Genomic DNA, 25,010 nt, shown 5'->3' on the forward strand with positions numbered 1-25,010 from the left:
TCTTACCTCAGCTTCAACGTAGCCAGGCCGATCAGCACCAGAATTACGGTGATAATCCAGAACCGGACGATAACGCGCGGCTCAGGCCAGCCTTTAAGTTCAAAATGGTGATGTATCGGTGCCATGCGAAAAACACGACGACCGGTGAGTTTGAAGGAGGCAACCTGAATCATTACTGACAGGGTCTCCATCACAAACACCCCACCCATGATGAAGAGCACAATTTCCTGTCTGACAATGACCGCAATGGTGCCCAGTGCCGCACCCAGCGCCAGTGCGCCCACATCCCCCATGAAGACCATGGCGGGATAGGTGTTAAACCATAGAAAGCCCAGTCCGGCTCCGATCAGCGCGCCACAAAAGACGATTAGCTCACCAGAACCTTCTACGTAGGGAATCAGCAAATAATCAGCAAACTTTACGTTACCGGATAGGTAGCAAAAGATACCCAGGGCACCACCTACCATTACGGTCGGCATAATGGCCAGACCGTCCAGGCCATCAGTCAGGTTAACGGCGTTACTGGATCCGACGATCACAAAGTAGGTCAGCACAACGAAGAAAATCCCAAGCGGGATTTCGATGTTTTTCAGCAGCGGGACAATGAATGTCGTCTCGATAGGTGTCTTGGCTGTCATATAAAGGAAGATTGCTGCTCCCAAGCCGAAGACCGATTGCCAGAAATATTTCCACCGGCTGGGTAAGCCTCGAGAATTTTTTTCGATTACCTTGCGATAGTCATCCACCCAGCCAATGGCACCGAACAAGAATGTAACGGCCAGCACGGTCCACACATATCGATTGGAAAGATCAGCCCAAAGTAGCGTGCTGATACCGATCGACGTCAGGATCAGCGCGCCCCCCATCGTAGGTGTACCCGACTTTGAAAGGTGCGACTGCGGCCCATCGTTACGTACTGCCTGACCAATCTGCCGTATCTGCAAGGTACGAATCATCCACGGCCCCAAGGCAAGCGAAAGCACGAGCGCTGTCAACACGCCAAAAATGCCGCGTAGGGTCAGGTACTGAAAGACCGCGAAGCCCTTGTAAAACTGTTGCAGGAACTCCGCCAACAGCAGCAACATCAGTGTTTCTCCTCAACATCTTTATTGCACAGCGCGAAAACGACGTTATCCATCGCCGCACTACGCGAACCTTTGATCAAAAATGTGGATTCAGGAGCCGCCTCGAGAAGCAATGCCTCGATTAACGCAGCCCGATCATCGAAATGCCGTGCATCGGCCCCAAATGCCTCAGCGGCATGCTTCATGAGAGGACCTACGGCGTAGAAAGCGGATACCTTACCTTTCGCATACTCGCCGACTTCGCGGTGAGCAGATTCGGCCCATTCTCCCAATTCACCCATATCGCCCAAGACAAGAACGGTACGGCCAGAAAACCCTGTCAGTACATCGACAGCAGCTTTCATGGAGCCGGGGTTGGCGTTATAGCTGTCATCGATAACACGTGAATCGTTGATACCCAGCTTGCTTACCGTCCGCCCCTTGACCGGCTGCAACGCCTCAAGCCCCTGGACAATATGCGCAAGCTCCACTCCCAGGACATGGGCAGCCGCGGCCGCGGCCAGTGCATTGACAACATTGTGCTCGCCCAGCAGATTTAGCTGAATGTCAGCAGAACCCGCCGGGCTGAGCAGCGTGAAGGAAGGGCAGCCACGAGCATCACGAACAATATTCGCAGCCCGGAACATAGCCATGTCATTCAGGCCAAAGCTGATAACGTTGCGCCCCTTGGCACGCTTTCTCCATATTTCGAAGGCCTGATCGTCTCGATTCAATATGGCAGTGCCGTTTGCTGCCAACCCCTCCAGGATTTCACCCTTGGCTTCGATAATCTTTTCGACGCCACCAAACTCTCCTACATGGGCTCGTCCTGCATTGGTAATGATCGAGACGTGGGGATGGGTCAGTCCTACGGTATAGGCGATCTCGCCTAGGCGTGAGGCTCCCAGCTCGATAACGGCATACTGATGGCTCTGCTCCAGCCTCAATAGCGTCAGCGGAGCACCCAGGTCGTTGTTCAGATTGCCTTGAGTTGCCAGTGTCGAGCCCAGCGTATTCAAAATGGCAGCCAGCATTTCCTTGACTGTGGTCTTGCCGCTTGACCCCGTCACGGCAACCACAGGGCCAGAAAACGAGAGCCGGTTAAGCTCACCCAACTGCCCCAGGGCGACACGGGTGTCTTTGACGATCAGCTGAGGAATGTTCAGGTCAGGCTGCGCTTTTTCTACCAATGCAGCGACAGCGCCTTTCGCCGCTACGCTGGATAGATACGCGTGACCATCGAACCGAGGCCCTGTAAGCGCAACAAAGAGCTGTCCAGCCTCAAGTGTACGACTGTCCGTAGAGACCGCTGTAAAACTTACATTTCCACCTTTCAGGGAAGCTGAAAGCGGCTCGGTCAAATCCTGGAGAAACATTGGTTTAAGCATGGCTTTCATCCCTTGCAACCAGTTCGCGAGCGGCCTGCTCCAGATCAGAGAAAGGCATCCTGACCCCGTTGACCTCCTGATAGTCCTCATGCCCTTTTCCAGCAATGAGCACTACGTCGTCACGGGAAGCCTCTCCAATGGCATACGCAATGGCTTCGTCGCGAGCGGGTATAAATGTGGCACGCGCCGGTTCATTAAAGCCGGCACGAATATCGTCGATAATTCGAGCGCTGGACTCGGTACGAGGATTGTCATCGGTAACGATAACGGCATCGGCCAGCCGCTCAGCAATGCGAGCCATCAGCGGGCGCTTGCCACTGTCTCGATCGCCGCCACAGCCAAACACGCAAATCAATCGCCCCTTGGCATGAGGGCGTAAGGCAACCAGAACCTGCTCAAGCGCGTCAGGAGTATGGGCATAATCGACAACGACCAGGGGTTGCGTACCGCCTCCCAGGCGCTGCATTCGCCCGACGGGTCCCTGAAGCTCAGGCATTACACGCTGGATATGGCTCAAAGTGAATCCCATACCCAGCAGAGCCCCTATCGCTGCGAGCAAATTGCTGAGATTGAAGCGACCAATCAATGGGCTGACCAGCCTGGCCTCTCCCTCTGGCGTTACAAGACTCGCCTCGATACCCGCATCGCTAAAAGCGATGTGTTTGCAATACAGCGTAGCGGCGGGATTTTCCAGGCTGAACGTAATAAGCCGAGAGGCATGCTCGACTTCAGCCAGACGACAGCCCTGCTCATCATCCAAATTGATTACACGTGCCCGTAAAGACGGCCACTGGAAAAGCTTGGCCTTTGCGGCGGCGTAAGCCTCCATCGTGCCATGATAATCAAGATGATCTCGAGACAGGTTGGTGAACACGGCCACATCAAACTGCACAGCCGCCACACGGCCCTGCTCCAGACCATGAGAAGAAACCTCCATTGCAACAGCTTGAGCACCCTGCTCCTTGAGTGCAGCCAACGCTGCCTGAACCGCAAAGGGATCCGGCGTGGTATGTCGACCGGCCTCAAGTGCTCCCCAAAACCCTGTCCCCAACGTGCCTACGATGCCGCAGCGTTGCCCTAGGCGATCACAGGCTTGGGCGATTAGCTGCGTCACGCTGGTCTTACCATTAGTACCGGTAACGCCTATCAGCGTAAGAGCAGCGCTGGGCTCGCCATAAAAACGCCCTGCAATGGCTGAAAGCTCGGCGCCCAGCTCTTTGACTGGCACAAGAGGTACCGAAGCGGGAGGCAAATCGGGGGCTTGATCTGCCTCATAGACGATTGCCGAGGCACCATTGGCAATCGCTTCGGCAATATGTAAACGCCCATCACGCACTCCGCCAGGTACTGCAAAAAAAACGGATCCTGGCTGGATACGTCGACTGTCCAGGCAAAGTGCTTTTACAGAAACATCACTACTGGCCTGCGGTATCAACCGGGTGAGAGACATCATCAGCCACGCCCTCCACTGGATACTTCAGTAGCGCTGGCTTGCTCCTGCTCTGGCAACGGAGCGACATTGTCGGGGGAAACATTCATGAGTCGCAAAGCACCCGCCATGACTCGGCTGAAAACAGGCGCAGAGACCACGCCGCCGTAATATCCGCCCTTGCTGGGCTCATCAATGACGACCACCATGGCAATACGCGGATTGCTGGTCGGCCCGAAGCCGGCAAAAAGGGAACGGTAGGAATTCTGTGTATATCCTTTGGCACCCACTGCGGCCTTACGGGCGGTACCACTTTTGCCAGCCACGTGATATCCCGGCACCTGAGCACGGAACACACCGGTAGGCGCTTCAACTACCTGCTGCAGCATTCCCTGAAGGGTTTTGGCTACCTGTTGAGGAACCACCTGGGAGCCTTGAGGGGAACGTTCAACACGTGTCAGGGACAACGGGATAAAACTTCCATCATTGGCTAGCGTGGCGTAGGCATGCGCCAGCTGGATAGCGGTGATGGAAAGACCATAGCCATATGACAATGTGGCTGTTTCTGCTGGATGCCACTTACGGTAGTTGGGTAGATTGCCTACACGCTCACCGGGAAAGCCCAGACCAGTGTCCTGCCCAAGGCCAAACTGGCGCATGGTGTTGTAAATGGTTTCGCCGCCGATATCGAAAGCAATCTTGCTCATGCCCACGTTACTGGACTTGATCAGAATACCTGTTAGATCCAGGGGGCCCTGGCTGCGAGCCACGTCCTTGATCGTGTAACGGCCGATCTGCAGATAACCAGGATAAACATTCACCGTGTCCGATGGCTTCCAGCGTCCACTTTCAAGAGCAGCGCTCATCGAAAGCGGCTTCATGGTGGATCCTGGCTCGAACACATCGATCATGGCCCGGTTGCGCATGCTGGCCGGGTTCAGATTGCGACGGTTGTTCGGATTGTAGGTAGGCTGGTTAACCATAGCGAGGATCTCGCCAGTCTTGACGTCAACCATCGTCAGGCTACCGGACACTGCGCCAAACTGCGCGAGTGCGTTGCGCAATTCGCGATTTGCAAGGTACTGAAGGCGCAGGTCAATGGACAAGGCAATCGAATTGCCCGGCTTAGCGTTTTTTGCAACCTGAACGTCCTTGATGACCCGACCTCGCCGGTCTTTCAGAACCTGCCGTTTGCCTGGGACACCAGCCAGCCAGTCATTGAACGCCAGCTCAACGCCTTCACGGCCGCGATCATCAATGTCGGTAAACCCCACGACATGTGCAGCCACTTCACCCGCCGGATAAAAACGGCGAAATTCCTCGATGTCATAAACACCAGGAATCTTGTGCTGCTTGACCGTAGCCATGACGGCTTCGCCCTGCTCCGGTGTTATTCCCCGAACCAGGTAAAGAAACTCTCGATTGGAATTCTGCTCCAGACGCTTTGCCAAATCGCCGTAAGGCTGACCTACAGACTCCGCCAGAATCGACCATTTTTCCTTGGCGCCGGCCAGCTCCTTGGGGTTTATCCAGATTGTGCTGACAGGCGTACTGACAGCCAGCGGCTCACCATTACGATCCGTGATCAGGCCGCGGTGGGCAGCAATAGGAATAGTTCTGACGCTTCGGGCATCTCCCTGCCCCTTGAGGAAGGCACGATCAATGACATGCAGGTCAACGACACGCCAGCCAATAGCGGCGACCATACCTGCCAAGCCAATGACAACCAGGCGAAATCGCCATGGATGTTGAATGCCCCCCAGCTTCATCATGGCGCCACCATCTTGATCTCTTCAGGATCAGGAATGCGCATCTTGAGTTGATCGCTGGCTAATGCCTCGATGCGGCTGTGAGCCGTCCAGGTGCTTTGCTCAAGCAACAGACGCCCCCATTCCGCCTGGGCCTTGTCTCGAACGCTCAACTCGGAATACAGGGTATTAAGCAACTGCCGGTTCCAGTGGGCGCTGTAAGCGACAGCAACAGCGGACAGCAGGACGGCTATGAATAGAACCAACATGGTCGTACTGCCCTTGGGCAGACGCTTTACAAAGAGACTACTCATCGCAGCTTCTCCGCAATACGCATGACTGCACTTCGGGACCGAGGGTTGACGGACAGTTCAGCCTCGGAGGCATACACAGGCTTGCCTACCAGCAAGGCGCGGGGCTCAAAAGCCTGCGTACGAATAGGAAGATTTCGTGGAAGTTTATCGGCCTCACCCTTAGCCAGGCGACGCATGAAGAGCTTGACGATTCTGTCTTCCAGAGAGTGAAAACTGATCACCACGAGCCGGCCGCCTATGGCCAGGCTTTCAAAGGCCGCTTCCAGACCTCTTTCCAGATCGCCCAACTCGTTATTGATGAAAATCCGGATACCCTGAAACGCTCGCGTGGCAGGATGCTTGCCTTTTTCCCAAGCAGGATTCGCGTCAGTCAGTACCTGGGCCAGATCAGCCGTACGCGTAAAGGGTGTGACGTCCCTGCGCTGTACCACAGCCCTGGCCATCCGCTTGGCGAATCGCTCTTCACCGTACTCTTTGAATACGCGACTGATTTCATCTTCCGGTGCGGTTGCAATCCACTCGGCGGCGCTTATACCGCGAGAGGGATCCATACGCATATCCAGAGGACCATCATGCATGAAGCTGAACCCGCGCTCGGGATCATCCAGTTGAGGAGAGGACACGCCCAAATCGAGAAGCACGCCATCCGTACGTCCCATCCAGGCGCGCTGCAACAGTTCTTCGCCTATGTCGGCAAAGCTTCGCTGCACAATGACAAAGCGGCCATCTTCGGCCGCCAGTGCTTGTCCCGACTGGATCGCCTGGGGATCCTTGTCGAAACCAAGCAGGCTTCCGCTTTTAAGTCGTGCAAGAATTGCACGGCTATGCCCTCCGCGGCCAAATGTGCCATCGACATAGAGGCCTTCGGGACGCACAGCCAGGGCTTCGACGGCTTCGTCGAGCAAGACAGTGACATGGCTGAACGTAGTGGTCATATTCACAGGATTAAATCGCGCAGTTCTTCCGGCAAACCGCCGGGTTCCTTGATTGCCTTGAGGTCGCTTTCACACAGACCATTCCAGGCATCCTCATCCCACAGCTGAAACTTGTTCAGCTGCCCTACCAGTACAGCGCGCTTATCCAGACGAGCATAATCCCTCAAGCGGGGCGGCACTAAAAAACGCCCGTTCCCATCCAGCTCAAGGTCTACCGCATTACCGATTAGCAAACGCTGCAAACGACGTGTTTCTTCTCTTAAAGACGGAAGTTCACGGAGTTTGCTTTCGATGATTTCCCATTCGGGAAGGGGATAAACGCAAAGGCAAGTATCAATGGCATCAATCGTTACGATGAGCTGGCCGGCACAGCGCTCTAGAAGCTCATCACGATACCGGCTCGGCATCGTAAGGCGCCCCTTGGCGTCAAGGCTGATGGCATTCGCTCCACGGAACAAGTTGCTTCTTCCTTTGGCTGGCTTTCCCTACCATTAAATCCCACTTTTAACCACTTCGTACCACCAGGCACACTATATTGACGCGCTCCCCCCACCGTCAAGGCGAGGCCATGGCACAAAAAGGCTTGCAGACTAAGGAGTTACAGAAATTATGGGGCTTTTAGCGAAACGGTGACGAACATACTTTTCCGACAAACGGAAATTAACTCAACTAATTGCCTCGACTAGTTAAAGTAATTTCTCAGATAGGGTTATCAGTAAGGATGTGAAGCAGGAGAAGGGAGAGTGAGTGGAGAGTCGATCTGTAAGCCGGGTTCTGTCGAGAACAGTCATTCCTCTAGGACAGCCATCACTGACTGCCTCAAGCAACCTACCCGAATCCAGCGCGGGCCACGCCTATGGATTCCTATTTGGTCTTGCTCCAGGTGGGGTTTACCTAGCCACGAACTGTTGCCAGCCGTGCGGTGCGCTCTTACCGCACCTTTTCACCCTTACCGGCGCTTGCGCGCTTAGGCGGTTATTTTCTGTGGCACTTTCCGTAGGCTCACGCCTCCCAGGCGTTACCTGGCACCTTGCCCTATGGAGCCCGGACTTTCCTCCCCTCCTGCTGCTTGCGCAGCGGGAGCAGCGACTGTCCGATCGACTCTCCGGGCGCAAGGGTACCTAGATGCCAGGCGTATAACAACCTTGATCTTTTCCTAATGCTTGTTCTGTTGCTCCAAAGCAAATTGGTACAGCATGTTCTTACGCTCTCCTGTGATTTCAGCGGCCAACGCAGCCGCGCGTTTGAGAGGCATTTCAGCGAGCAATATATTTAAAATTCGCACCGCCTCGGGCGTCAGGGAATCCTTTTCAGGCGACTCATAACCCGAGATCAATAAAACGCACTCACCCCGCTGCTGATTGGAATCGGATCGGATCCAGTCGACCAGCTCACCAAGCGGTGCGTCCTTGATGGTTTCAAACGTCTTGGTCAGTTCACGGGCTAATACAGCAACGCGCTCGCCTCCCATGATTGCAGCAAGATCTTCAACACTTTCCAGCAACCGATGGGGCGCCTCGTAGAAAATCAAGGTCCGTTCTTCCTGCTTCAAGGCATCCAGGCGGCTTCGTCGCGCCGTGGCCTTTGCAGGCAGAAAGCCCTCGAAAATAAATCGGTCAGATGGGAGCCCGGCCGCTGATAGTGCCGCGATGACAGCACTGGCTCCCGGAACCGGCACAACAGGGATTTGCGCAGCACGCGCCTGTCGCACCAGATGGAAACCCGGATCGGAAATCAGGGGTGTTCCTGCATCGGAGACCAGAGCAACACTTCCCCCTTCGAGCAAACGGTTGATGAATCGCCCACCCTGCTCGCGCTCATTATGATCATGGCAAGCGGCCAGAGGGGTATTGATCCCGAAATGCTGCAACAAGCGCGAAGAATGGCGCGTATCTTCAGCGGCAATCAACGACACTTCTTTCAGAATGCGAAGCGCCCGAGCACTGATGTCCTCCAGATTACCTATGGGGGTCGCGACGATATAAAGCGTGCCGGGAGTGCTCATAATGAAACTCTTGTATCAATAAAGGCCTCCATTGTACGCGTTTCGAGGCATCGCTATTCGCGCCGCTCACCAGCACTCGCTACAATCCAGCCAATTAATTGTTTTGCGCCAGGAATTACGCCATGACTGTTCGCCTGCGTACGCTAGTTAGCGTTCCACTTATTAGCCTACTTGCCGCCTGTGCAAGCTCGCCTTCCAACACATTGGGTGAGCTGCCTCGTATCCCCCAGGCCAACATACAGCAATTGCTTGAGCAGGCAGGTAGTGATACATCAGAGAAGGCCAACATGCTGCGCCTCTCCGCTGCCGAGATTGCCTACAAGCAGCAAAACTTCACGCAGGCCAAGCAGATACTGGGCAGCATTCAACTGCAGCAATTGAAGCCTATACCGCAGGTATACGCCGGCACCCTGAGAGGCGAAATTGCTTTAGCGGAAAATCAGCCAAAGGAGGCTCTGAAAGCACTCCAACAGCCTGGCTTCGAACACCTGAGCGAGCTGCCTGTCGAGCAGCAGATCAGTGTATCCATGGTAAAGGCACGCGCCCTGCAGGCAGACAACCAGACCCTGGCGGCAGCCAAGGAGCGCATTTTCATTGCCCCGCTTCTCAAAAGTGATCAGGCCAGCGCCAACCACGAAGCCATCTGGAGTCTGATTTCGGCTCTTCCTGCCGACCAACTCCAACCTGTGGCAGGCAACAATGAGCTTAATGGCTGGCTGGCACTGGCCGCTATCACTCATTCAAACGGCTCACTGGATGATCAGCTCGCCGCCATTGATGACTGGCGCAAGCAGAATCCAAATCATCCAGCCGCCTCGCATCTTCCGCAAGCGCTTGAAAAGCTGCGCAACCTGGAGCAGCAGCCGCTGACACATATCGCCTTGCTGCTACCGCAACAGGGACAACTTGCCAATGTATCCCGCGCCTTACAGGACGGCTTCATGGCTTCGCTTTACGAGAGTCAGCAAAACGGCCAGACACCTCCTGCCGTATCCTTTTACGACAGCACACAGGTCCGCTCCATTGACGACTTTTATCGTCAGGCCAAAGCCGACGGCGCCCAGCTGGTGGTTGGTCCGTTAGAGAAAAGCCTGGTCAAGCAACTCAGCGATCATCAACAGCTACCTTTGCCTACTCTTGCGCTCAACTACAGCGACAGTCAAGGCGTAGGTCCAAAGCAGCTCTATCAGTTCGGTCTGGCGGCAGAGGATGAGGCACGCGAAGCGGCCGACCGCGCAGCAGAAGAAGGCAAGCACACTGCGGTAGCGATGGTTCCACGCGGCGATTGGGGCGACCGTGTACTGGCAGCCTTTGACCAGGAGTGGCGGGCAAAAGGCGGCATGCTGCTTGGAGCCGAGCGAATCGATCAGCCGGTAGAGCTGGCACGCCAGATTACGCGTCTGCTGCAAAACCGTCAGGGCGGGCAAAGCATCGACTTTATCTTCCTTGCAGCAACACCCCAACAGGCTCGCCAGATCAAGCCTACGCTGGCGTATCAATATGCTGGAGATATACCCGTCTACGCCACTTCACACCTGTATTCCGGCAGCAGCAACCCTGCTCAGGATCAGGACCTGAACGGAATTCAGTTCTGCGAAACACCGTGGCTGCTTAATACCAACGATCCTGTTCGCCGCAAGGTCGTCACCCAGTGGCCCCAAGCGTCCAGCAGCCTGGGTCGCCTATATGCCATGGGAGCAGATGCCTACTTGCTTTCTACTCGTCTGCCACAGCTCAAGGCGCTCCCCAATACGCAAATAAATGGCCTGTCAGGTGACCTGACGCTAAGCCCAACGCAGCGCGTGGTGCGCAGACTACCTTGGGCCCAGTTCGTCAATGGGCAGGTTCAGCCCGTTTCACAATCCGGTACGCTGTGAAAACCACGACGCGAGAAAGTGGGCAGGCCGCCGAAGATCAAGCGCTTGCCTACCTGCAGAAACAAGGGCTCAAACTTGTAGTCCGCAACTGGTCGCGGCGTAGCGGCGAGCTTGATCTGGTCATGCTCGACAGGGATACAGTAGTATTTGTGGAAGTACGCTCCAGGCGTCATATTGCCTGGGGCGGAGCCGTTGAAAGCATTGACGCCAGAAAGCGTCAACGTCTGATTGCAACCGCACAGCTTTTTCTTCAAAGCGAGTCTCGTTGGGCTAAATCCCCTTGCCGCTTTGATGTTGTTGCGCTCAGCCCTGCTGTCGGCAGTACCTCTTCGCATCTCGAATGGATAAAGAACGCATTCGATTCCTGAGTAGTTTTACAAGGTCAAGCAAACCCGATGGACACGCAAGCCCGCATTACCAAACTCTTCCTGGACAGCATTGAGACCAAGCGTCAGGCCATGGATGTGCTTGTTCCTCACATCGAGCATGCCAGCCAGGTAATGGTCAATGCACTATTGAATGAAGGAAAAATCCTGTCCTGCGGAAACGGTGGCTCCGCAGGAGATGCCCAGCATTTTTCATCAGAGCTTCTCAATCGTTTTGAGCGTGAGCGCCCAAGCCTGCCCGCCCTCGCCTTGACAACCGACAGCTCGACCCTGACCTCAATTGCGAACGACTATAGCTACAACGAAGTCTTCTCAAAGCAAATTCGGGCGTTGGGCCAGCCTGGCGATGTACTGCTTGCCATTTCCACCAGCGGAAACTCAGCCAATATAATCCAGGCCATACAAGCCGCTCATGACCGCGAGATGACGGTTGTAGCGCTTACCGGGCGAGACGGGGGCGGCATGGCCTCGCTGCTTCTGCCAGAAGATATCGAGATTCGCGTCCCAGCCAAAGTAACAGCACGCATTCAGGAAGTGCATCTGCTAGTCATCCACTGCCTGTGCGACCAGATAGATCAGCAACTGTTCGGGAGTGAAGAATGAAAAAATGCTTGGCACTGTCCTGCCTCGCCCTCACCGTCGTACTCAGCGGCTGCAGCGGCTTTCTAAGCGCAACCCGTGACGACCCCATCGCGGACAACCGCGGCACGCGGACCATCGGTAGTAAGATTGATGATTCACTGATCGAGACCAAGGCAAAAGTGAATATATCCAAGGCCAACCCTGACCTGGATAAGTCGCACATTGTCGTTGTCAGCTATAACGGAGTAGTTCTACTGGCCGGCCAGACTCCGCGTCCAGAACTCAAGGCACAGGCCGAGCAGGTTGCGCGCAATGTACAACGTGTAAAGCTGGTTCATAACGAACTTCAGGTACTTGAGCCCTCATCTTTGCTAGCTCGTAACAACGACACCTGGATTACCACCAAGATCAAAAGCAAGATGCTTACTGATAACAGTGTGCCTGCCTCTCGCATCAAGATAGTCACGGAAAACGGCATTGTTTACATGCTTGGCCTGGTGACGCATCAAGAAGCCAATCTGGCCACAAACGTTGCTCAGAGCGTCTCTGGTGTTCAAAGGATCGTGAAACTCTTCGAGTACATCGACTGATTCGAGCATAAAAAAACCCGCCATATGGCGGGTTCTTTGTGGTCACTTTTCTTACTGTACGGAAGCAGTCTGCTCGGCCAATACCAGCTGACCACCCTGTACGGGGATCTGCTTACCGGGATCACGATCCATGCGGACCTGCCCTACTTTACCATCCAGCAGATACTTGACGTCGTAAGCCACCACTTTTTCGCTCGCGTCTGTAACCGTGCTGCAGCGCTTTTGCGTAGTGGTATAGGTATCGGAGTTCTGCATGTGCTCCTGGGTTTTGTTACCTACGTAACCTCCACCCACAGCCCCGGCGACAGTAGCAAGCTTCTTGCCATTACCCCCACCGACCTGATTACCCAGCAGACCACCGACTACAGCACCGATGGCAGTTCCGGCAATCTGATGCTGATCCTGTACAGGCCTGCGATGTGTAACCGCTACATCCTTACAGACTTCACGGGGCGTTTTGATCGTTTCCTTGACCGGTTGGACGGCTACGACCTCAGCGAACTTTGGACCTCGATCTGAAACACCATAGGCAACAGCACCTCCAGCCGTAACCAGAACTGCGCCCAATACCGTTCCAACGAGCATCGATTTATTCACGTCAATCTCTCCTGATTTACCAACAAGGCATCCACCTTATTCCAAGCCTCGGACATCAAGGCCTGTCATCAAGTTCCTTTGCTGCTGGTGGTATCAGGTCTTCCGAGTTCAAATTCAGCCAGATCAACACAACGTTTGCGATATAGATTGAAGAATAAGTCCCTGCGAGCACACCAATAAACAAGGCAACCGAGAAACCAAAGAGGTTATCGCCTCCAAAAACCAGCAATGCTGTAATTGCCAACAACGTGGAAATGGATGTCGCCAAGGTTCTGAGAAGTGTCTGCGTAGTAGAGATGTTGATGTTATCGATCAGGCTTGCTTTGCGTAAAACACGGAAGTTTTCACGTACCCGGTCAAACACCACGATGGTGTCGTTCAATGAATAGCCAATGATAGCCAGTACTGCAGCCAGAACGGTCAAATCGAACGTAACCTGGAAGAACGACAGCACACCAAGCGTAACAATAACGTCGTGCACGAGAGACAGGATCGCGCCCAACGCAAACTTCCATTGGAAACGAAAGCCGACGTAAAGCAATACCCCGCCCAGCGCCAGAAGCATTCCGAGTCCACCCTGGTCCCGCAGCTCTTCCCCTACCTGGGGACCTACGAACTCGACACGCGTAACAGAAGCCGGATTATCGTTACTGGCCTGCTGCAGCGCAGCCGCAACCTTCTGACCTAGCTGCGCATCATCGCCAGGCATACGTACCAGCACATCGGTAGTCGCACCAAAGCTCTGAACAACAGCATCCTTGAAGCCCGAACGCTCCAGTTGAGTACGAATGCTTCCCAAATCCGCTGCTTTCTCATAACGCAGCTCAATCAGGGTTCCGCCTGTGAAATCCAGGCCGAAATTGAGTCCCTTGATAGCCAGGCTACCAATGGCAATCAATGTAAGCACCAGTGTCAGGGCGAACGCAACATTGCGTACGCCCATGAAATTAATGGTTCGTTTCATCGCAGCTCCTCAAATCCACAGCTTCTTGATGTTACGGCCGCCAAAGCTCAGGTTGACCATTGCGCGAGTCACCATGATGGCTGTGAACATGGAGGTGAAAATACCGAGCGACATTGTGACAGCGAAGCCCTTGACCGGGCCGGTGCCCATTGCAAACAGGATCGCGCCGACGAGAAGCGTAGTCAGGTTGGCATCGACAATCGCACTGAACGCCCTGCTGAAACCTTCATGAATGGCTCGCTGTACGTGCATACCATTCGCCAGTTCTTCACGGATACGCGAGAAGATCAATACGTTGGCATCAACCGCCATACCCATTGTCAGAACGATACCGGCAATACCTGGCAGCGTAAGCGTTGCATTAAGGACAGACATCAACCCGATCAAAAGAACCATGTTGAAGCCCAACGCCACTGTCGCGATCACACCAAAGACGCGGTAGATCACGATAATAAACAGGGAGACAAAAGCCATTCCCCAGAGCGCAGCATCAAGGCCCTTGGCAATATTATCTGCACCAAGGCTTGGACCCAGCGTTCGCTCCTCAGCGAAATACATGGGCGCGGCAAGACCACCAGCACGCAACAGCAGCGCAAGCTCGGAGGCTTCACCAGAACCATTCAGCCCTGTAATACGGAAACTGTTGCCCAGCGCTGACTGGATGGTAGCCAGACTGATAATACGGCGATCTTCCTGGAAGCTTGGTACGGCGACATCCTTTTCAACACCATTAACGGTCTGACGCTCGTAGCGAGTCACCGGCTTCTGCTCAATGAACACAACGGCCATGCTGCGTCCAATGTTCCCACGCGTAGCACGACTCATCAGATCACCACCGTGACCATCCAGTTTGATGTTCACTTGCGGGCGACCATTTTCATCAAAGCTTGCAGAAGCGTCTGTAACCTGATCACCCGTAATGATTACACTGCGTTCCAGCGGAACGGATTGACGACCGGCATCACGGAACTCAAAGCTTTCTGTAGCACTGCGCGGAGTGTCTTGCGTTGCTGCCAGACGGAACTCCAGGTTCGCCGTCTTGCCGAGAATACGCTTCGCTTCTGCAGTGTCCTGTACGCCAGGCAACTCTACTACAATACGGTTGGCGCCTTGACGCTGAACAAGCGGCTCGGCCACACCCAGCTCGTTCACACGGTTACGAACAGTAGTAAGGTTCTGTTTGATGGAATATTCACGAATCTCCGTCAGCTTCGCCTGAGACAGTTCAAGGCGTAGCACCTGAAGATTGTCACGCGCTTCATTTGTCAGAACGAAGTCGTTGTAATTCTTTCGGATCAGATCGGACGCTTGTTCTAGCGCTTGCGCATCAGCAAAGCCTAGCTGAATGACATTGCCCTGCTGGGGAAGACTGCGGTAGCGGACTCTCTCGCGACGAAGCAGTGTCTTCACTTCGCTGTCGTACACTTTCATACGCGCATCGACAGCCTTATCCATGTCAACGGATAGCAGGAAATGCACACCACCCGACAGGTCAAGACCCAACTTCATTGGACTTGCGCCAAGCTTGCGCAGCCATTCGGGCGTAGTCGGGGCTAAGTTAAGCGCAACAACATAGTCATCACCCAAGGTCTTGCGCACTACGTCCTGAGCCGGCAATTGATCATCTGCCTTACTCAACCGAATGAGCCCGCGCTTACCGTCACTGGCAAGATCGACAGCCTTTACGCTGATATTGGCGTCGGCCAGCGCCTTGGTAATGTTATCCAATTCCGCCTGACTCACCGTCAGTTCCGTGCTTGAGCTGCTGATTTGAATAGCAGGATCATCGGGGTAGAGATTGGGCGCGGAATAAATGAAGCCGACCACCAGCACTGCCAGGATCAGCAGGTATTTCCATAAGGGATATTTATTGAGCATGACACCGCCCGGATTAAGAAACGAGGCGCCTTGCGCGCCCCGTGCATATACCTAGAGGTAGGATTAGATTGCTTTCAACGTGCCCTTGGGCAACGTAGCGGCAATCGCACCTTTCTGGAACTTGAGTTCGACAGTATCGGATACTTCGATAACCACGAAATCATCCGTCACCTTTACTACACGTCCAGCGATACCACCGGACGTTACCACTTCGTCACCCTTCTGTAGATTGCCCAGCAGGTTCTTGTGCTCCTTGGCACGCTTGGCCTGTGGACGCCAGATCAGAAAGTAAAAAATGACCACGAAACCGATCAGGAAAATGAATTGAATATATTCACCACCTGGTGCGGCAGCCGCCGGAGCAGTCTCCTGGGCATAGGCAGCGGGGATCAGAAAGCTCATTGCAATAACTCCTGTTGCAAAGTCTGGAAATCAATCTGCCAACGGCGGGGTAGGCAAGCCGCGGCGCGCATAGAAGGAATCGACGAAGTCGGCCAATTTACCCTGTTGAATAGCATCACGTAAACCAGACATCAGCCGTTGATAGTGACGCAGGTTATGGATTGTATTCAGCATGCTGCCTAGCATTTCGCCGCATTTATCCAAGTGATGCAGATAAGCACGGGAAAAGTTGCGGCAGGTATAGCAGTCGCAGGTCGGATCCAAGGGTGAATCGTCATGCCGGTGGACAGCATTACGAATCTTGAGAACGCCGGTATCAATGAATAAGTGCCCATTACGTGCGTTACGTGTAGGCATTACACAATCAAACATGTCGACGCCACGCCGCACACCTTCGACCAGATCTTCCGGCTTTCCAACACCCATGAGGTAACGAGGTTTGTCAGCAGGCAGATGCGGCGGAAGAAAGTCCAGAACCCTGATCATTTCTTCCTTCGGCTCTCCCACTGAAAGCCCGCCGATGGCGTAACCATCGAAACCGATGTTTTCCAGCCCCTCCAGCGAACGCAGACGTAGCTCCTCATGCATTCCGCCCTGGACAATGCCAAATAACGCCGAAGGGCTATCACCATGGGCAATACGTGAACGCTTGGCCCAGCGCAGCGACAGCTCCATGGAGCGCTTGGCTGTATCGAAGTCGGCAGGATACGGCGTGCACTCATCAAAGATCATGACGATGTCCGATCCCAGCGCTCGCTGAACGGCCATGGACTCTTCCGGCCCCATGAAGACCTTGGCACCATCGACTGGCGACGCAAAGTACACGCCCTCTTCCTTGATCTTGCGCAGCGCCCCCAGGCTGAATACCTGAAAGCCGCCAGAATCCGTAAGGATAGGGCCCTTCCATTGCATGAAGTCATGCAGATCACCGTGACGACCAATGACTTCGACCCCAGGCCTCAGCCACAGGTGGAATGTATTCCCCAGGATGATATGTGCCCCAATTGCCTCAATGTCCCGTGGCAACATGCCTTTGACGGTGCCGTATGTGCCAACCGGCATGAACGCAGGGGTTTCGACTACGCCGCGAGGAAAGCTCAGTCGGCCTCGACGGGCCCGGCCTTCGGTCGCCAGCAACTCAAACTTCATGAAACTCATTTCAGGACTCTGGCCCTTTGGCGTTTGGGTTACGGGTAATGAACATGGCATCACCATAACTAAAGAAACGGTAGTTTTGCTCAACGGCAGCGGCGTAGGCAGCCATTGTCTCGGGATAACCTGCAAAAGCCGAAACCAGCATCAGCAACGTCGACTCGGGCAAGTGAAAGTTGGTCACCAGCGCATCGACAACGTGAAAAGGTTTGCCAGGATAGAGGAAGATATCCGTATCGCCACTAAAAGCCTTGAGTTGACCGTCACGTGCAGCGCTTTCCAAGGAGCGGACACTGGTCGTGCCCACTGCAATGACGCGCCCGCCACGGCCCTTGCAGCGCTCGACGGCATCGACGACCGCCTGACTGACCTGCAACCACTCTCGATGCATATGATGATCTTCGATGCGATCGACCCGAACGGGCTGGAACGTACCGGCCCCCACATGCAACGTCACGAATTCGGTTTCGATACCCTTTTCGCGAATGGCTTGCAGCATGGCTTCGTCAAAATGAAGCCCTGCCGTCGGCGCAGCCACAGCCCCTGCATTGCGAGCATAAACAGTCTGATAACGCTCCCGGTCCTCTTCTTCATCCGGGCGATCAATGTAGGGCGGCAGCGGCATGTGCCCTATCCGCTCCAGAAGCCCTAGCACAGGCTCTGCAAAGCGCAGCTCGAACAGCGCATCATGTCGCGCCAGCATTTCCGCCTCACCGCCACCCTCGATATGGATGACTGCACCCGGCTTGGGAGACTTGCTGGAACGCACATGAGCCAAGACCCTGAATTCATCCAGGACACGCTCGACAAGTATTTCAAGCTTTCCGCCACTGGCTTTTTGCCCAAACAATCGCGCAGGAATAACCCGCGTATCGTTGAAGATCATGAGATCCTCTGGACGCAGATAGTCCAGCAGGTCGGAAAACTGCTGATGATTGATCGCTCCAGAAGGTCCGTCCAGCACCAGCAGCCGGCTTGCGCGGCGCTCGGATAGCGGATGACGTGCTATGAGCGATTCAGGTAGTTCAAAATAAAAATCGGAAACTTGCATGCAGGCTCATCTCGAAAGGTCGCACAGCTTACCGGAAGAGATGAAATAAGACCATTTAAAGCGTTGACTCGAAACAATCTCATCCCTATACTGCGCCGCCATTGCCTCGGTGGCGGAATCGGTAGACGCGGCGGATTCAAAATCCGTTTCTGGCGACAGAGTGAGAGTTCGAGTCTCTCCCGAGGCACCATACAAAGTTTTCAGGACTTCCCACCAAGTCCCGAAACATCAGAAGAACCGGCCTTAGAGCCGGTTTTTTTGTGTCTCTCTATCCTGCCCTCTTCTGGCTCTCCCAAGTAATAACTACTTCCTTGGTATAAAGCGCCTCAGGCGTGCCTTGGAGTAGATCATTACAAGCCAACGCGAAAGATTCATCCCCCCGATCTCTCTATGCATCGTTCTGCACCGTTTAACGCAGGCTTGAGCGGTCTTCCTGCCTCACCGCTTTACCCAACCTTTACCTGCCTTGACGTCACGCGACAGCCGTACGGTGCTTTATAGCAGCGAGGCAAAAGCTCTTGCTGAAGGAGGTACGTATGCCAGGTCGAATATTGAAGGTAACCTTACTCATCGGCTGCCTTATCAGTGCAGGTGAAGCCGCGGCTTTTGAGCGTGAGCGGATTTATGGGCCGCCGCCTCACCATGAGAATTACAAAGCCCCTATTACTTACCGTCAGCTTCAAAGGCTGCACTACCATAGGCTCCACGCAAGACACTATTACGCTCCGCCGCCACGTCATCGTGCCCATTATCACAAGCCTGCGCCGACGTATTACAGGCCCGCTTTCCAATGGTGATTAAAAGCCAGTTGACGCTTTGTCTTAAAGCCTCGTCTTGCACGAGGCTTTTTAATAGTGCATGAACGCCAGGCACACTCCTCCAAGCCTCTTCCGCCAAACGGCGAGAACTCAGGGACCGGAAGTCATGTCATTCTGATACATCTGAGGGGATATGGATATGAAGAACCTGCTGGCCGCATTAGTCAGTCAACTCGCTTGCGAAGGCAAGGTGGAATGCCTGGAAAGAGATGAGAATTTCGCCAGAGTCATTGTCACGACACCCCACGGCATCATTGTCGAGAGGGATCTACACGCCACCCAGCTTCATCATGCCGTTCTGCTCAAGGCTGTCGCCGATGAGATAAAAGAAGAAATTCAGGAACGAACCCTGCGTCTTTATGGTGATATTTCCGAATGCTAGCGGCACTCGGCTGACGCCCACTTCCCACCGTTTGGTATTTGAGCATAAGGGTTAGCATGATCGTACGCCCTCAGACCCCATCGCTATGGGCGCTGCTGTTTTCTCTGAAAGGCTCCATTATTCCCGCCATCTGGAAGCGAGTGCTCTACACGGTGCTGCTAAGCTCCTTTGTCGTAGCCACGCATGGCACCCTCTACCACTACAAGGTTATTTTGACAGCTACGCCTTTTACACTTTGGGGACTGACGCTGGCGATATTCTTGGGCTTTCGTAATAGCGTGGCCTACCAGCGCTTTTGGGAAGCGCGGAACCTGTGGGGAGAACTGCTCATCGTCTCTCGCAACCTAGTGCGGCAAACGTTGAGTTTTTTTCCTGGAATGACTGTTGAAGAGCGACGCTCCATAGCCCTTCAACTGACCGCATTCAGCCATGCGCTTCGCGACCACTTGAGAAACGATGACCCAACGCCCGACCTGAAGCGCCTTCTGACACAGAACGACTGCGCCCGGGCGCTGGCAGCCGCCAATCGGCCTAATGTGATACTGGGTCTTATTGGACAGAACATCAGTCAGTTGATGCGGCAACACAACTCCAGCGAAATTCTTCTTAGCTCTGTAGATCAACAGATCAGTCGCCTCTCCTATGTGCTGGGAGGCTGTGAACGCATCAGAAATACACCTATCCCCTATCCCTATATTCTGATGCTGCATCGCACCGTACACATTTACTGTTTTCTACTACCGTTCTGCCTGGTGGATAGCATTGGCTGGTTTACTCCACTTGCTGTTTGCGTACTGGCGTATACCTTTTTTGGACTGGATGCCCTGGGAGATCAGATAGCGGACCCTTTCGATAAGATGCCAAACGACCTGCCACTCAATGCCATGTGCAGAGGTCTGGAAATCTCCCTGCTTGAACTGCTGGATGAACGAGACCTCCCGCCCCCTCTACACCCTCAGGACGGTTTATTGCTGTAAGCCTTTCGAGGAAAGACAGGCTTGCCATGCTAACTACAAGGTGTTGCAGTAGAACGCTTATTACGAACAGCAACGCCTCATGCCACGAACCCTATCCCTGCCTACCAGAAAATACCCACCCGCCGGTCTTGCCAGGCGACTAGCTGCAAGCCTCTATGACAGCATTCTGCTTGTTGCCTTGGTAATGGTGGCTATATTGGGTTATTTCGGCGGGTTGGCGGCCTGGATGGGAGGTTCCCGCCTCAAGGCAATGGCCGAACAAGGGGAGCTGATAGGCGACCCTATATTGAGCATCCTGATTGTATTGGTCAGCTTTGCTTACTTTGCGGGCTACTGGATACATAACGGCCAAACGCTCGGCATGCAGGCCTGGAAGATCCGAATACAAAATACCGACGGCACAAGGATTAGTCTGCCTCAAGCCGCCCTGCGCTTCGCCGCCGCTCTTTTCTCGTATCTCTGCCTAGGGGTAGGCCTTTTATGGATACTCGTCGATACACGCAGGCGAAGCTGGTCTGATCTGGCTTCCAAGAGCCAAACCATACATATCTTGGAGTAGGACACAAAAAAGGCCGAACAGATGAATGTTCAGCCTTTTTCGTGAGGACATCAGCCCGCTTTACGCAATAACCATATGCCTGCCAATGCACAGACTCCTGCAGGCACCAGGACCGCCAATATGGGTGAGAATCCAAATACCAGACTGGAGGGCCCCAACAGGTCCTGAGCAATACGGAATACGAATCCTACTACCACACCGGTAAAAATACGCTGACCCAATGTTACCGAGCGCAGCGGGCCGAAGATGAATGAAATGGCCATTAATACAAGTGCTGCTGTCACCAGCGGCTGGAATACCTTGCCCCAGAACGCCAGCCAGTAAGAGGCATTATTAAGCCCCTGATCCGCCAGGTAATGGATGTACCACCACAAACCAGAAATGGACAAAGCATCGGGCTCCATCACAACGGTGTCGAGTATTTGTGGTGTCAGTTCGATGTCCCAATTTTCTGTTGGAGCTGTTATGACCTCGGTGTGACGATCACGGAAGTGGGTCGTGGAGATCGTTTGCAGCTCCCAATGGTCGCCTCGGTACTCGGCACGCTTGGCAAAACTTGCCGACAGCAAATGGCGCTGCTCATCAAACTGATAACGTGTAATACCAAACAGAACACCGTTGGGCTGCACCGCATTGATATGAACGTACTCACGTCCCTGACGATGCCACAGGCCATGCTTGGAACTCTGGGCATCACCGCCGCCCTGCGCCATTGCACGGTTGCTCTGAGCAATGTTTTCCGACCAGGGAGCGACATATTCACCAATAAGCACGCCTGCAAGCATGATCAGCAGCATAGGCTTCATGACAGCCCAGACAATTCGAGCCAGCGAGACACCAGCGGCTCGCATGATGATCAGCTCGCTGCTACTGGCCAGCGAGCCCAGGCCAATCAGACAGCCTATCAGCGCTGCCATGGGCAGGAGCTCATAAGCCCGCCGCGGGCCAGTCAACAGTACATACGTAAGCGCCTGCAGGGCGCCGTAGTTATCATCGAAATCCCCTAGCTGATCGATATAGGCAAACAGCAAGGCCAATCCAAGAATAACGCCAAGAACAGCCAGAATACTGACTAGAACCGAGCGACCTATATAACGATCGAGTTTACTCATGACCTCTCTCCGTAGCACGGCGGCGCATGGACAGGCGCAACGGCTCCCAGAAGGCCAGCAGCAAACCTAACGCAAGAAACAACAGATGAACCGGCCAAAGACCGATGGCAGGCGGAAGCTTGCCCTTATCGAGCGAGCCACGGGCGGCAATCAGCAGGGAAAGGTAGGCCATATAAAGCAGGATGGCGGGCAGTAGTTTAAGGAAGCGTCCCTGACGTGGATTGACACGCGATAACGGCACGGCAATCAGCGTCACGATGAAAACCAGCACCGGAATGGAAAGACGCCACTGCAGCTCGGCCTTCTGACGGATGTCATCACTGGACATCAGGGCACGTGTCGGAATCGCTTCGCGTGCACCTACATCCGTACTGACTTCAGGTTTAGGAAGCAACACTCCGTAGGTATCGTATTGAACCGCACGATAGTCCGCCTGGCCTGGGGTACCGTCATACCGGAAACCATTTTCCAGAATCAGGTAACGACTGCCATCGGAATGGATTTCCTGGTGGCCCTTATCGGCGATCAGCACACCAATGCCCCGATCAGACCCGGCCTTGGCTTCATTCTTTTCAGAAATAAAGACGCCCGAGAGCTGGGTACGATCATTGCTGAGCGCTTCGGTATAGGTCACCCGCGAGCCATCACGCAGCGACTGGAAGCGACCGGGCGCCAGGGTGTCGAACTCGGTCAGCGCATCCTGCTGATTCAGGATCTCACCCACACGCTGAACGCCCATAGGGGTCAGCGACAGACTCAACCAGGCAACAACAAGCGCAATGAGTGTTGCCGGTGCCATCGTATAGGCCAGGAGGCGTTGCTGACTCATTCCGGTAGCGGAAAGGACCGTCATCTCACTTTCCAGGTACAGACGGCCATAGGAGAGCAGAATCCCCAAAAATAGACCAAGCGGCAGAATCAGCTCTAGGAAACCGGGAATCCGGTATCCCATGATCATCATCAAGGCGCCAGGATCCAGGATACCCTGCGCAGCTTGAGCCAGATATTTAATGAAGCGACCACTCATGATGATCACCAGCAAAACGGCGCTTACCGCGCCCATGGTGGTGAGAACTTCACGTGCTAGATAACGAAAGACGATCAAACAAGGCTCTCCAGGGTTGTCAGGCTCAGGCGCGTACGCTCAAACTAGCCGCCGTTGCTAAACCGACCCGCGCAAGGCAGCCCGCAGGGCGGCCCCGGCGAAAATAGCTGGCATTATCCTGCAAACCTACTCGTTTGTCTTGGGGAGCTTCTCGTAATGGAATTTCTCGTTAAAAGTGCAAGTCCGGAAACACTGAAAACAGCCACACTGGTTCTTGCTGTTGGTGAACATGGTTATATGGACGCCTCGGCGGCCGCGATCGATACCGCTACCGGTGGCGCCCTGAGCGCTGCAGTCAAGCGCGGTGATCTGGCAGGCAAACCGGGGCAGACGCTGCTGCTGACCGGCCTTACCGGTTTGAAAGCCGAGCGCGTTTTGCTGGTGGGCACTGGAAATACTGAAGAAGGCCTGGGCGATCGCGCATATCGCAAAGTGGTCAGCGCAGCATTAGGCGTACTCAAAGGTTTGGGCGGTACTGATGCCGCCTTCTTCCTCGGCGATGTAAACGTCAAGCAGCGTGACAGCTATGCGAAGGCTCGCCTGCTGGCTGAAACGCTGGCGGATGGCCTGTATGTTTTCGATCGTTTCAAGAGCAAGAAAGCCGAGCCTCGTGCTCTGAAGAAAATCATTCTGGCAGGCAGCAAGGCCGCTCAAGTTGATATGGAGCGAGGCCTTGCCCACGCCCAGGCCATTGCTGCAGGCGTTGCCTATGCCAAGGATTTTGGCAACCTGCCGCCAAACATCTGTAACCCCGCCTACATTGAGGACGAAGCCAAAGCACTTGGCAAGCAGTACAAGGAAACCGGCCTCAAAGTCGATGTACTGGACGAAAAGAAGATGCGCGAGCTGGGCATGGGTTCGTTTCTCGCCGTGGCACAAGGCAGCGAGCAACCGCCCCGCCTGGTAGTGCTTCAATACAAGGGTGCTGCAAAAGACACAGCCCCCCATGTTCTGGTCGGCAAAGGCATTACGTTCGATACCGGCGGCATCAGCATCAAGCCCAGCCAGGGCATGGATGAGATGAAATACGACATGTGTGGTGCTGCCAGCGTACTGGGTACATTCCGTGCCGCGCTCGAGCTCAAGCTCCCAATCAACCTGGTAGGCCTGTTGGCTTGCGCCGAAAACATGCCTAGTGGAACGGCGACCCGCCCTGGCGACATCGTCACAACCATGAGCGGTCAGACGGTGGAAATCCTCAATACAGACGCTGAAGGCCGTCTGGTGCTGTGCGATACATTAACCTATGCCGAGCGCTTCAAGCCCCAGTCCGTGATCGATATCGCTACACTGACCGGCGCCTGCGTCACAGCCCTGGGGTCGGTTGTCTCTGGCCTGCTAGGTAACGATGACAACCTGATCCAGCAGATCAAAGCCGCCGGCGATGCGGCTGATGACCGCGTATGGCAGTTGCCTCTGCATGATGAGTATCAAGAGCAACTCGACAGTCCCTTCGCTGATATCGCAAACATTGGTGGCCCTAAAGCAGGCACCATTACGGCAGCGTGCTTCCTGTCGCGCTTTGCCAAGAACTACAAATGGGCTCACCTGGATATCGCTGGCACCGCCTGGATCAGTGGTGGCAAGGACAAGGCCTCTACCGGCCGCCCCGTCCCATTGCTTATGCAGTATCTGCTAGACCGCAGCCAAGGCTGAATCGGTGCAGCGCGATAGGGTTCGCTTCCCTATCGCGCC

At 54.5% G+C, this 25,010-nt stretch carries 24 protein-coding genes, 1 tRNA gene and 1 other RNA gene; 9 read left to right on the forward strand and 17 right to left on the reverse strand.

Features of this window, described 5'->3' with window-relative positions:
• Positions 1-2: 2 nt before the first annotated feature.
• The 9 genes from mraY to rsmI all read right to left on the reverse strand — a co-directional run bounded on the left by mraY (position 3) and on the right by rsmI (position 8,883).
• Positions 3-1,085, reverse strand: a complete 1,083-nt coding sequence (gene mraY / locus JQR90_RS14315) for a phospho-N-acetylmuramoyl-pentapeptide-transferase (protein ID WP_010795319.1) — start codon at positions 1,083-1,085, stop codon at positions 3-5.
• Complete coding sequence (locus JQR90_RS14320; protein WP_010795320.1) at positions 1,085-2,452, reverse strand: UDP-N-acetylmuramoyl-tripeptide--D-alanyl-D-alanine ligase; 1,368 nt, start codon at positions 2,450-2,452, stop codon at positions 1,085-1,087. Before JQR90_RS14320 ends, mraY begins: the two co-directional genes overlap by 1 nt.
• The gene (locus tag JQR90_RS14325; RefSeq protein WP_037029698.1) at positions 2,445-3,908 is read right to left on the reverse strand and encodes a UDP-N-acetylmuramoyl-L-alanyl-D-glutamate--2,6-diaminopimelate ligase; all 1,464 of its coding nucleotides are present in this window, start codon (positions 3,906-3,908) and stop codon (positions 2,445-2,447) included. The genes JQR90_RS14320 and JQR90_RS14325 overlap by 8 nt, the downstream gene beginning before the upstream one ends.
• Positions 3,905-5,653, reverse strand: a complete 1,749-nt coding sequence (locus JQR90_RS14330) for a peptidoglycan D,D-transpeptidase FtsI family protein (RefSeq protein ID WP_010795322.1) — start codon at positions 5,651-5,653, stop codon at positions 3,905-3,907. Before JQR90_RS14330 ends, JQR90_RS14325 begins: the two co-directional genes overlap by 4 nt.
• Entirely contained in the window at positions 5,650-5,943 is a 294-nt protein-coding gene (ftsL, locus tag JQR90_RS14335) for a cell division protein FtsL (RefSeq protein WP_010795323.1), read from the reverse strand. The genes JQR90_RS14330 and ftsL overlap by 4 nt, the downstream gene beginning before the upstream one ends.
• Positions 5,940-6,878, reverse strand: a complete 939-nt coding sequence (gene rsmH / locus JQR90_RS14340) for a 16S rRNA (cytosine(1402)-N(4))-methyltransferase RsmH (protein ID WP_010795324.1) — start codon at positions 6,876-6,878, stop codon at positions 5,940-5,942. The genes ftsL and rsmH overlap by 4 nt, the downstream gene beginning before the upstream one ends.
• 2 nt (positions 6,879-6,880) lie before the next feature.
• Positions 6,881-7,336 (reverse strand): division/cell wall cluster transcriptional repressor MraZ, encoded by a 456-nt coding sequence (mraZ, locus tag JQR90_RS14345; protein ID WP_010795325.1) that lies wholly within the window; start codon positions 7,334-7,336, stop codon positions 6,881-6,883.
• 289 nt (positions 7,337-7,625) lie between these two features.
• Positions 7,626-7,983: RNase P RNA component class A (gene rnpB, locus JQR90_RS14350), an RNA gene on the reverse strand.
• Positions 7,984-8,034: 51 nt separating this feature from the next.
• Positions 8,035-8,883 (reverse strand): 16S rRNA (cytidine(1402)-2'-O)-methyltransferase, encoded by an 849-nt coding sequence (gene rsmI, locus JQR90_RS14355; protein WP_010795326.1) that lies wholly within the window; start codon positions 8,881-8,883, stop codon positions 8,035-8,037.
• A gap of 122 nt (positions 8,884-9,005) precedes the next feature.
• Between rsmI and JQR90_RS14360 the strand changes: the two genes are divergently transcribed.
• Genes JQR90_RS14360 through JQR90_RS14375 form a run of 4 tightly spaced genes read left to right on the forward strand, consistent with a single transcriptional unit; the run spans position 9,006 to position 12,318 of the window.
• Positions 9,006-10,760, forward strand: coding sequence for a penicillin-binding protein activator (locus JQR90_RS14360; protein ID WP_010795327.1), 1,755 nt, complete (start codon positions 9,006-9,008; stop codon positions 10,758-10,760).
• Entirely contained in the window at positions 10,757-11,128 is a 372-nt protein-coding gene (locus tag JQR90_RS14365) for a YraN family protein (RefSeq protein ID WP_010795328.1), read from the forward strand. The genes JQR90_RS14360 and JQR90_RS14365 overlap by 4 nt, the downstream gene beginning before the upstream one ends.
• A gap of 27 nt (positions 11,129-11,155) precedes the next feature.
• On the forward strand, positions 11,156-11,749 hold the full coding sequence (locus tag JQR90_RS14370) for a phosphoheptose isomerase (protein WP_010795329.1): 594 nt from the start codon (positions 11,156-11,158) through the stop codon (positions 11,747-11,749).
• Positions 11,746-12,318 carry a BON domain-containing protein gene (locus JQR90_RS14375; RefSeq protein WP_010795330.1) on the forward strand — a complete coding sequence of 191 codons (573 nt, stop codon included), beginning with the start codon at positions 11,746-11,748 and terminating at the stop codon, positions 12,316-12,318. The genes JQR90_RS14370 and JQR90_RS14375 overlap by 4 nt, the downstream gene beginning before the upstream one ends.
• A gap of 51 nt (positions 12,319-12,369) precedes the next feature.
• Here JQR90_RS14375 and JQR90_RS14380 read toward each other — a convergent pair whose 3' ends face one another.
• The 6 genes from JQR90_RS14380 to queA form a co-directional block, all read right to left on the reverse strand.
• Positions 12,370-12,915 carry a glycine zipper 2TM domain-containing protein gene (locus JQR90_RS14380; protein WP_010795331.1) on the reverse strand — a complete coding sequence of 182 codons (546 nt, stop codon included), beginning with the start codon at positions 12,913-12,915 and terminating at the stop codon, positions 12,370-12,372.
• 55 nt (positions 12,916-12,970) lie between these two features.
• Positions 12,971-13,879 carry a protein translocase subunit SecF gene (gene secF, locus JQR90_RS14385; RefSeq protein WP_010795332.1) on the reverse strand — a complete coding sequence of 303 codons (909 nt, stop codon included), beginning with the start codon at positions 13,877-13,879 and terminating at the stop codon, positions 12,971-12,973.
• A gap of 9 nt (positions 13,880-13,888) precedes the next feature.
• Entirely contained in the window at positions 13,889-15,757 is a 1,869-nt protein-coding gene (gene secD, locus JQR90_RS14390; protein WP_010795333.1) for a protein translocase subunit SecD, read from the reverse strand.
• A gap of 63 nt (positions 15,758-15,820) precedes the next feature.
• Entirely contained in the window at positions 15,821-16,159 is a 339-nt protein-coding gene (yajC, locus tag JQR90_RS14395) for a preprotein translocase subunit YajC (protein WP_010795334.1), read from the reverse strand.
• Positions 16,160-16,189: 30 nt separating this feature from the next.
• Positions 16,190-17,308, reverse strand: coding sequence for a tRNA guanosine(34) transglycosylase Tgt (gene tgt, locus JQR90_RS14400; RefSeq protein ID WP_037030442.1), 1,119 nt, complete (start codon positions 17,306-17,308; stop codon positions 16,190-16,192).
• A gap of 10 nt (positions 17,309-17,318) precedes the next feature.
• Positions 17,319-18,362: a tRNA preQ1(34) S-adenosylmethionine ribosyltransferase-isomerase QueA gene (queA, locus tag JQR90_RS14405; RefSeq protein WP_010795336.1), complete on the reverse strand. Its 1,044-nt coding sequence runs from the start codon at positions 18,360-18,362 to the stop codon at positions 17,319-17,321.
• Positions 18,363-18,465: 103 nt separating this feature from the next.
• Between queA and JQR90_RS14410 the strand changes: the two genes are divergently transcribed.
• The 4 genes from JQR90_RS14410 (at position 18,466) to JQR90_RS14425 (ending at position 21,098) form a co-directional block, all read left to right on the forward strand.
• Positions 18,466-18,552, forward strand: a tRNA-Leu gene (locus JQR90_RS14410).
• Positions 18,553-19,319: 767 nt separating this feature from the next.
• On the forward strand, positions 19,320-19,562 hold the full coding sequence (locus JQR90_RS14415) for a hypothetical protein (RefSeq protein ID WP_010795338.1): 243 nt from the start codon (positions 19,320-19,322) through the stop codon (positions 19,560-19,562).
• Between the two features lie 56 nt (positions 19,563-19,618).
• A complete protein-coding gene (locus JQR90_RS14420) occupies positions 19,619-20,539 on the forward strand; it encodes a bestrophin family protein (RefSeq protein WP_010795339.1) in 921 nt (306 codons plus the stop codon).
• A gap of 79 nt (positions 20,540-20,618) precedes the next feature.
• Positions 20,619-21,098, forward strand: a complete 480-nt coding sequence (locus JQR90_RS14425; protein ID WP_010795340.1) for an RDD family protein — start codon at positions 20,619-20,621, stop codon at positions 21,096-21,098.
• 50 nt (positions 21,099-21,148) lie between these two features.
• On the opposite strand, the gene lptG is transcribed toward JQR90_RS14425, so the two are convergent.
• Entirely contained in the window at positions 21,149-22,210 is a 1,062-nt protein-coding gene (gene lptG / locus JQR90_RS14430; RefSeq protein WP_010795341.1) for an LPS export ABC transporter permease LptG, read from the reverse strand.
• Positions 22,203-23,315, reverse strand: a complete 1,113-nt coding sequence (gene lptF / locus JQR90_RS14435; protein ID WP_010795342.1) for an LPS export ABC transporter permease LptF — start codon at positions 23,313-23,315, stop codon at positions 22,203-22,205. Before lptF ends, lptG begins: the two co-directional genes overlap by 8 nt.
• 156 nt (positions 23,316-23,471) lie before the next feature.
• Here lptF and JQR90_RS14440 point away from each other — a divergent pair, with 156 nt between their 5' ends.
• Complete coding sequence (locus JQR90_RS14440) at positions 23,472-24,971, forward strand: leucyl aminopeptidase (RefSeq protein ID WP_010795343.1); 1,500 nt, start codon at positions 23,472-23,474, stop codon at positions 24,969-24,971.
• The last annotated feature ends 39 nt before the right edge of the window (positions 24,972-25,010 follow it).

Origin of the sequence: Pseudomonas sp. JZ114, assembly GCF_051027705.1 — a bacterium.
Lineage (GTDB): Bacteria > Pseudomonadota > Gammaproteobacteria > Pseudomonadales > Pseudomonadaceae > Chryseomonas > Chryseomonas luteola.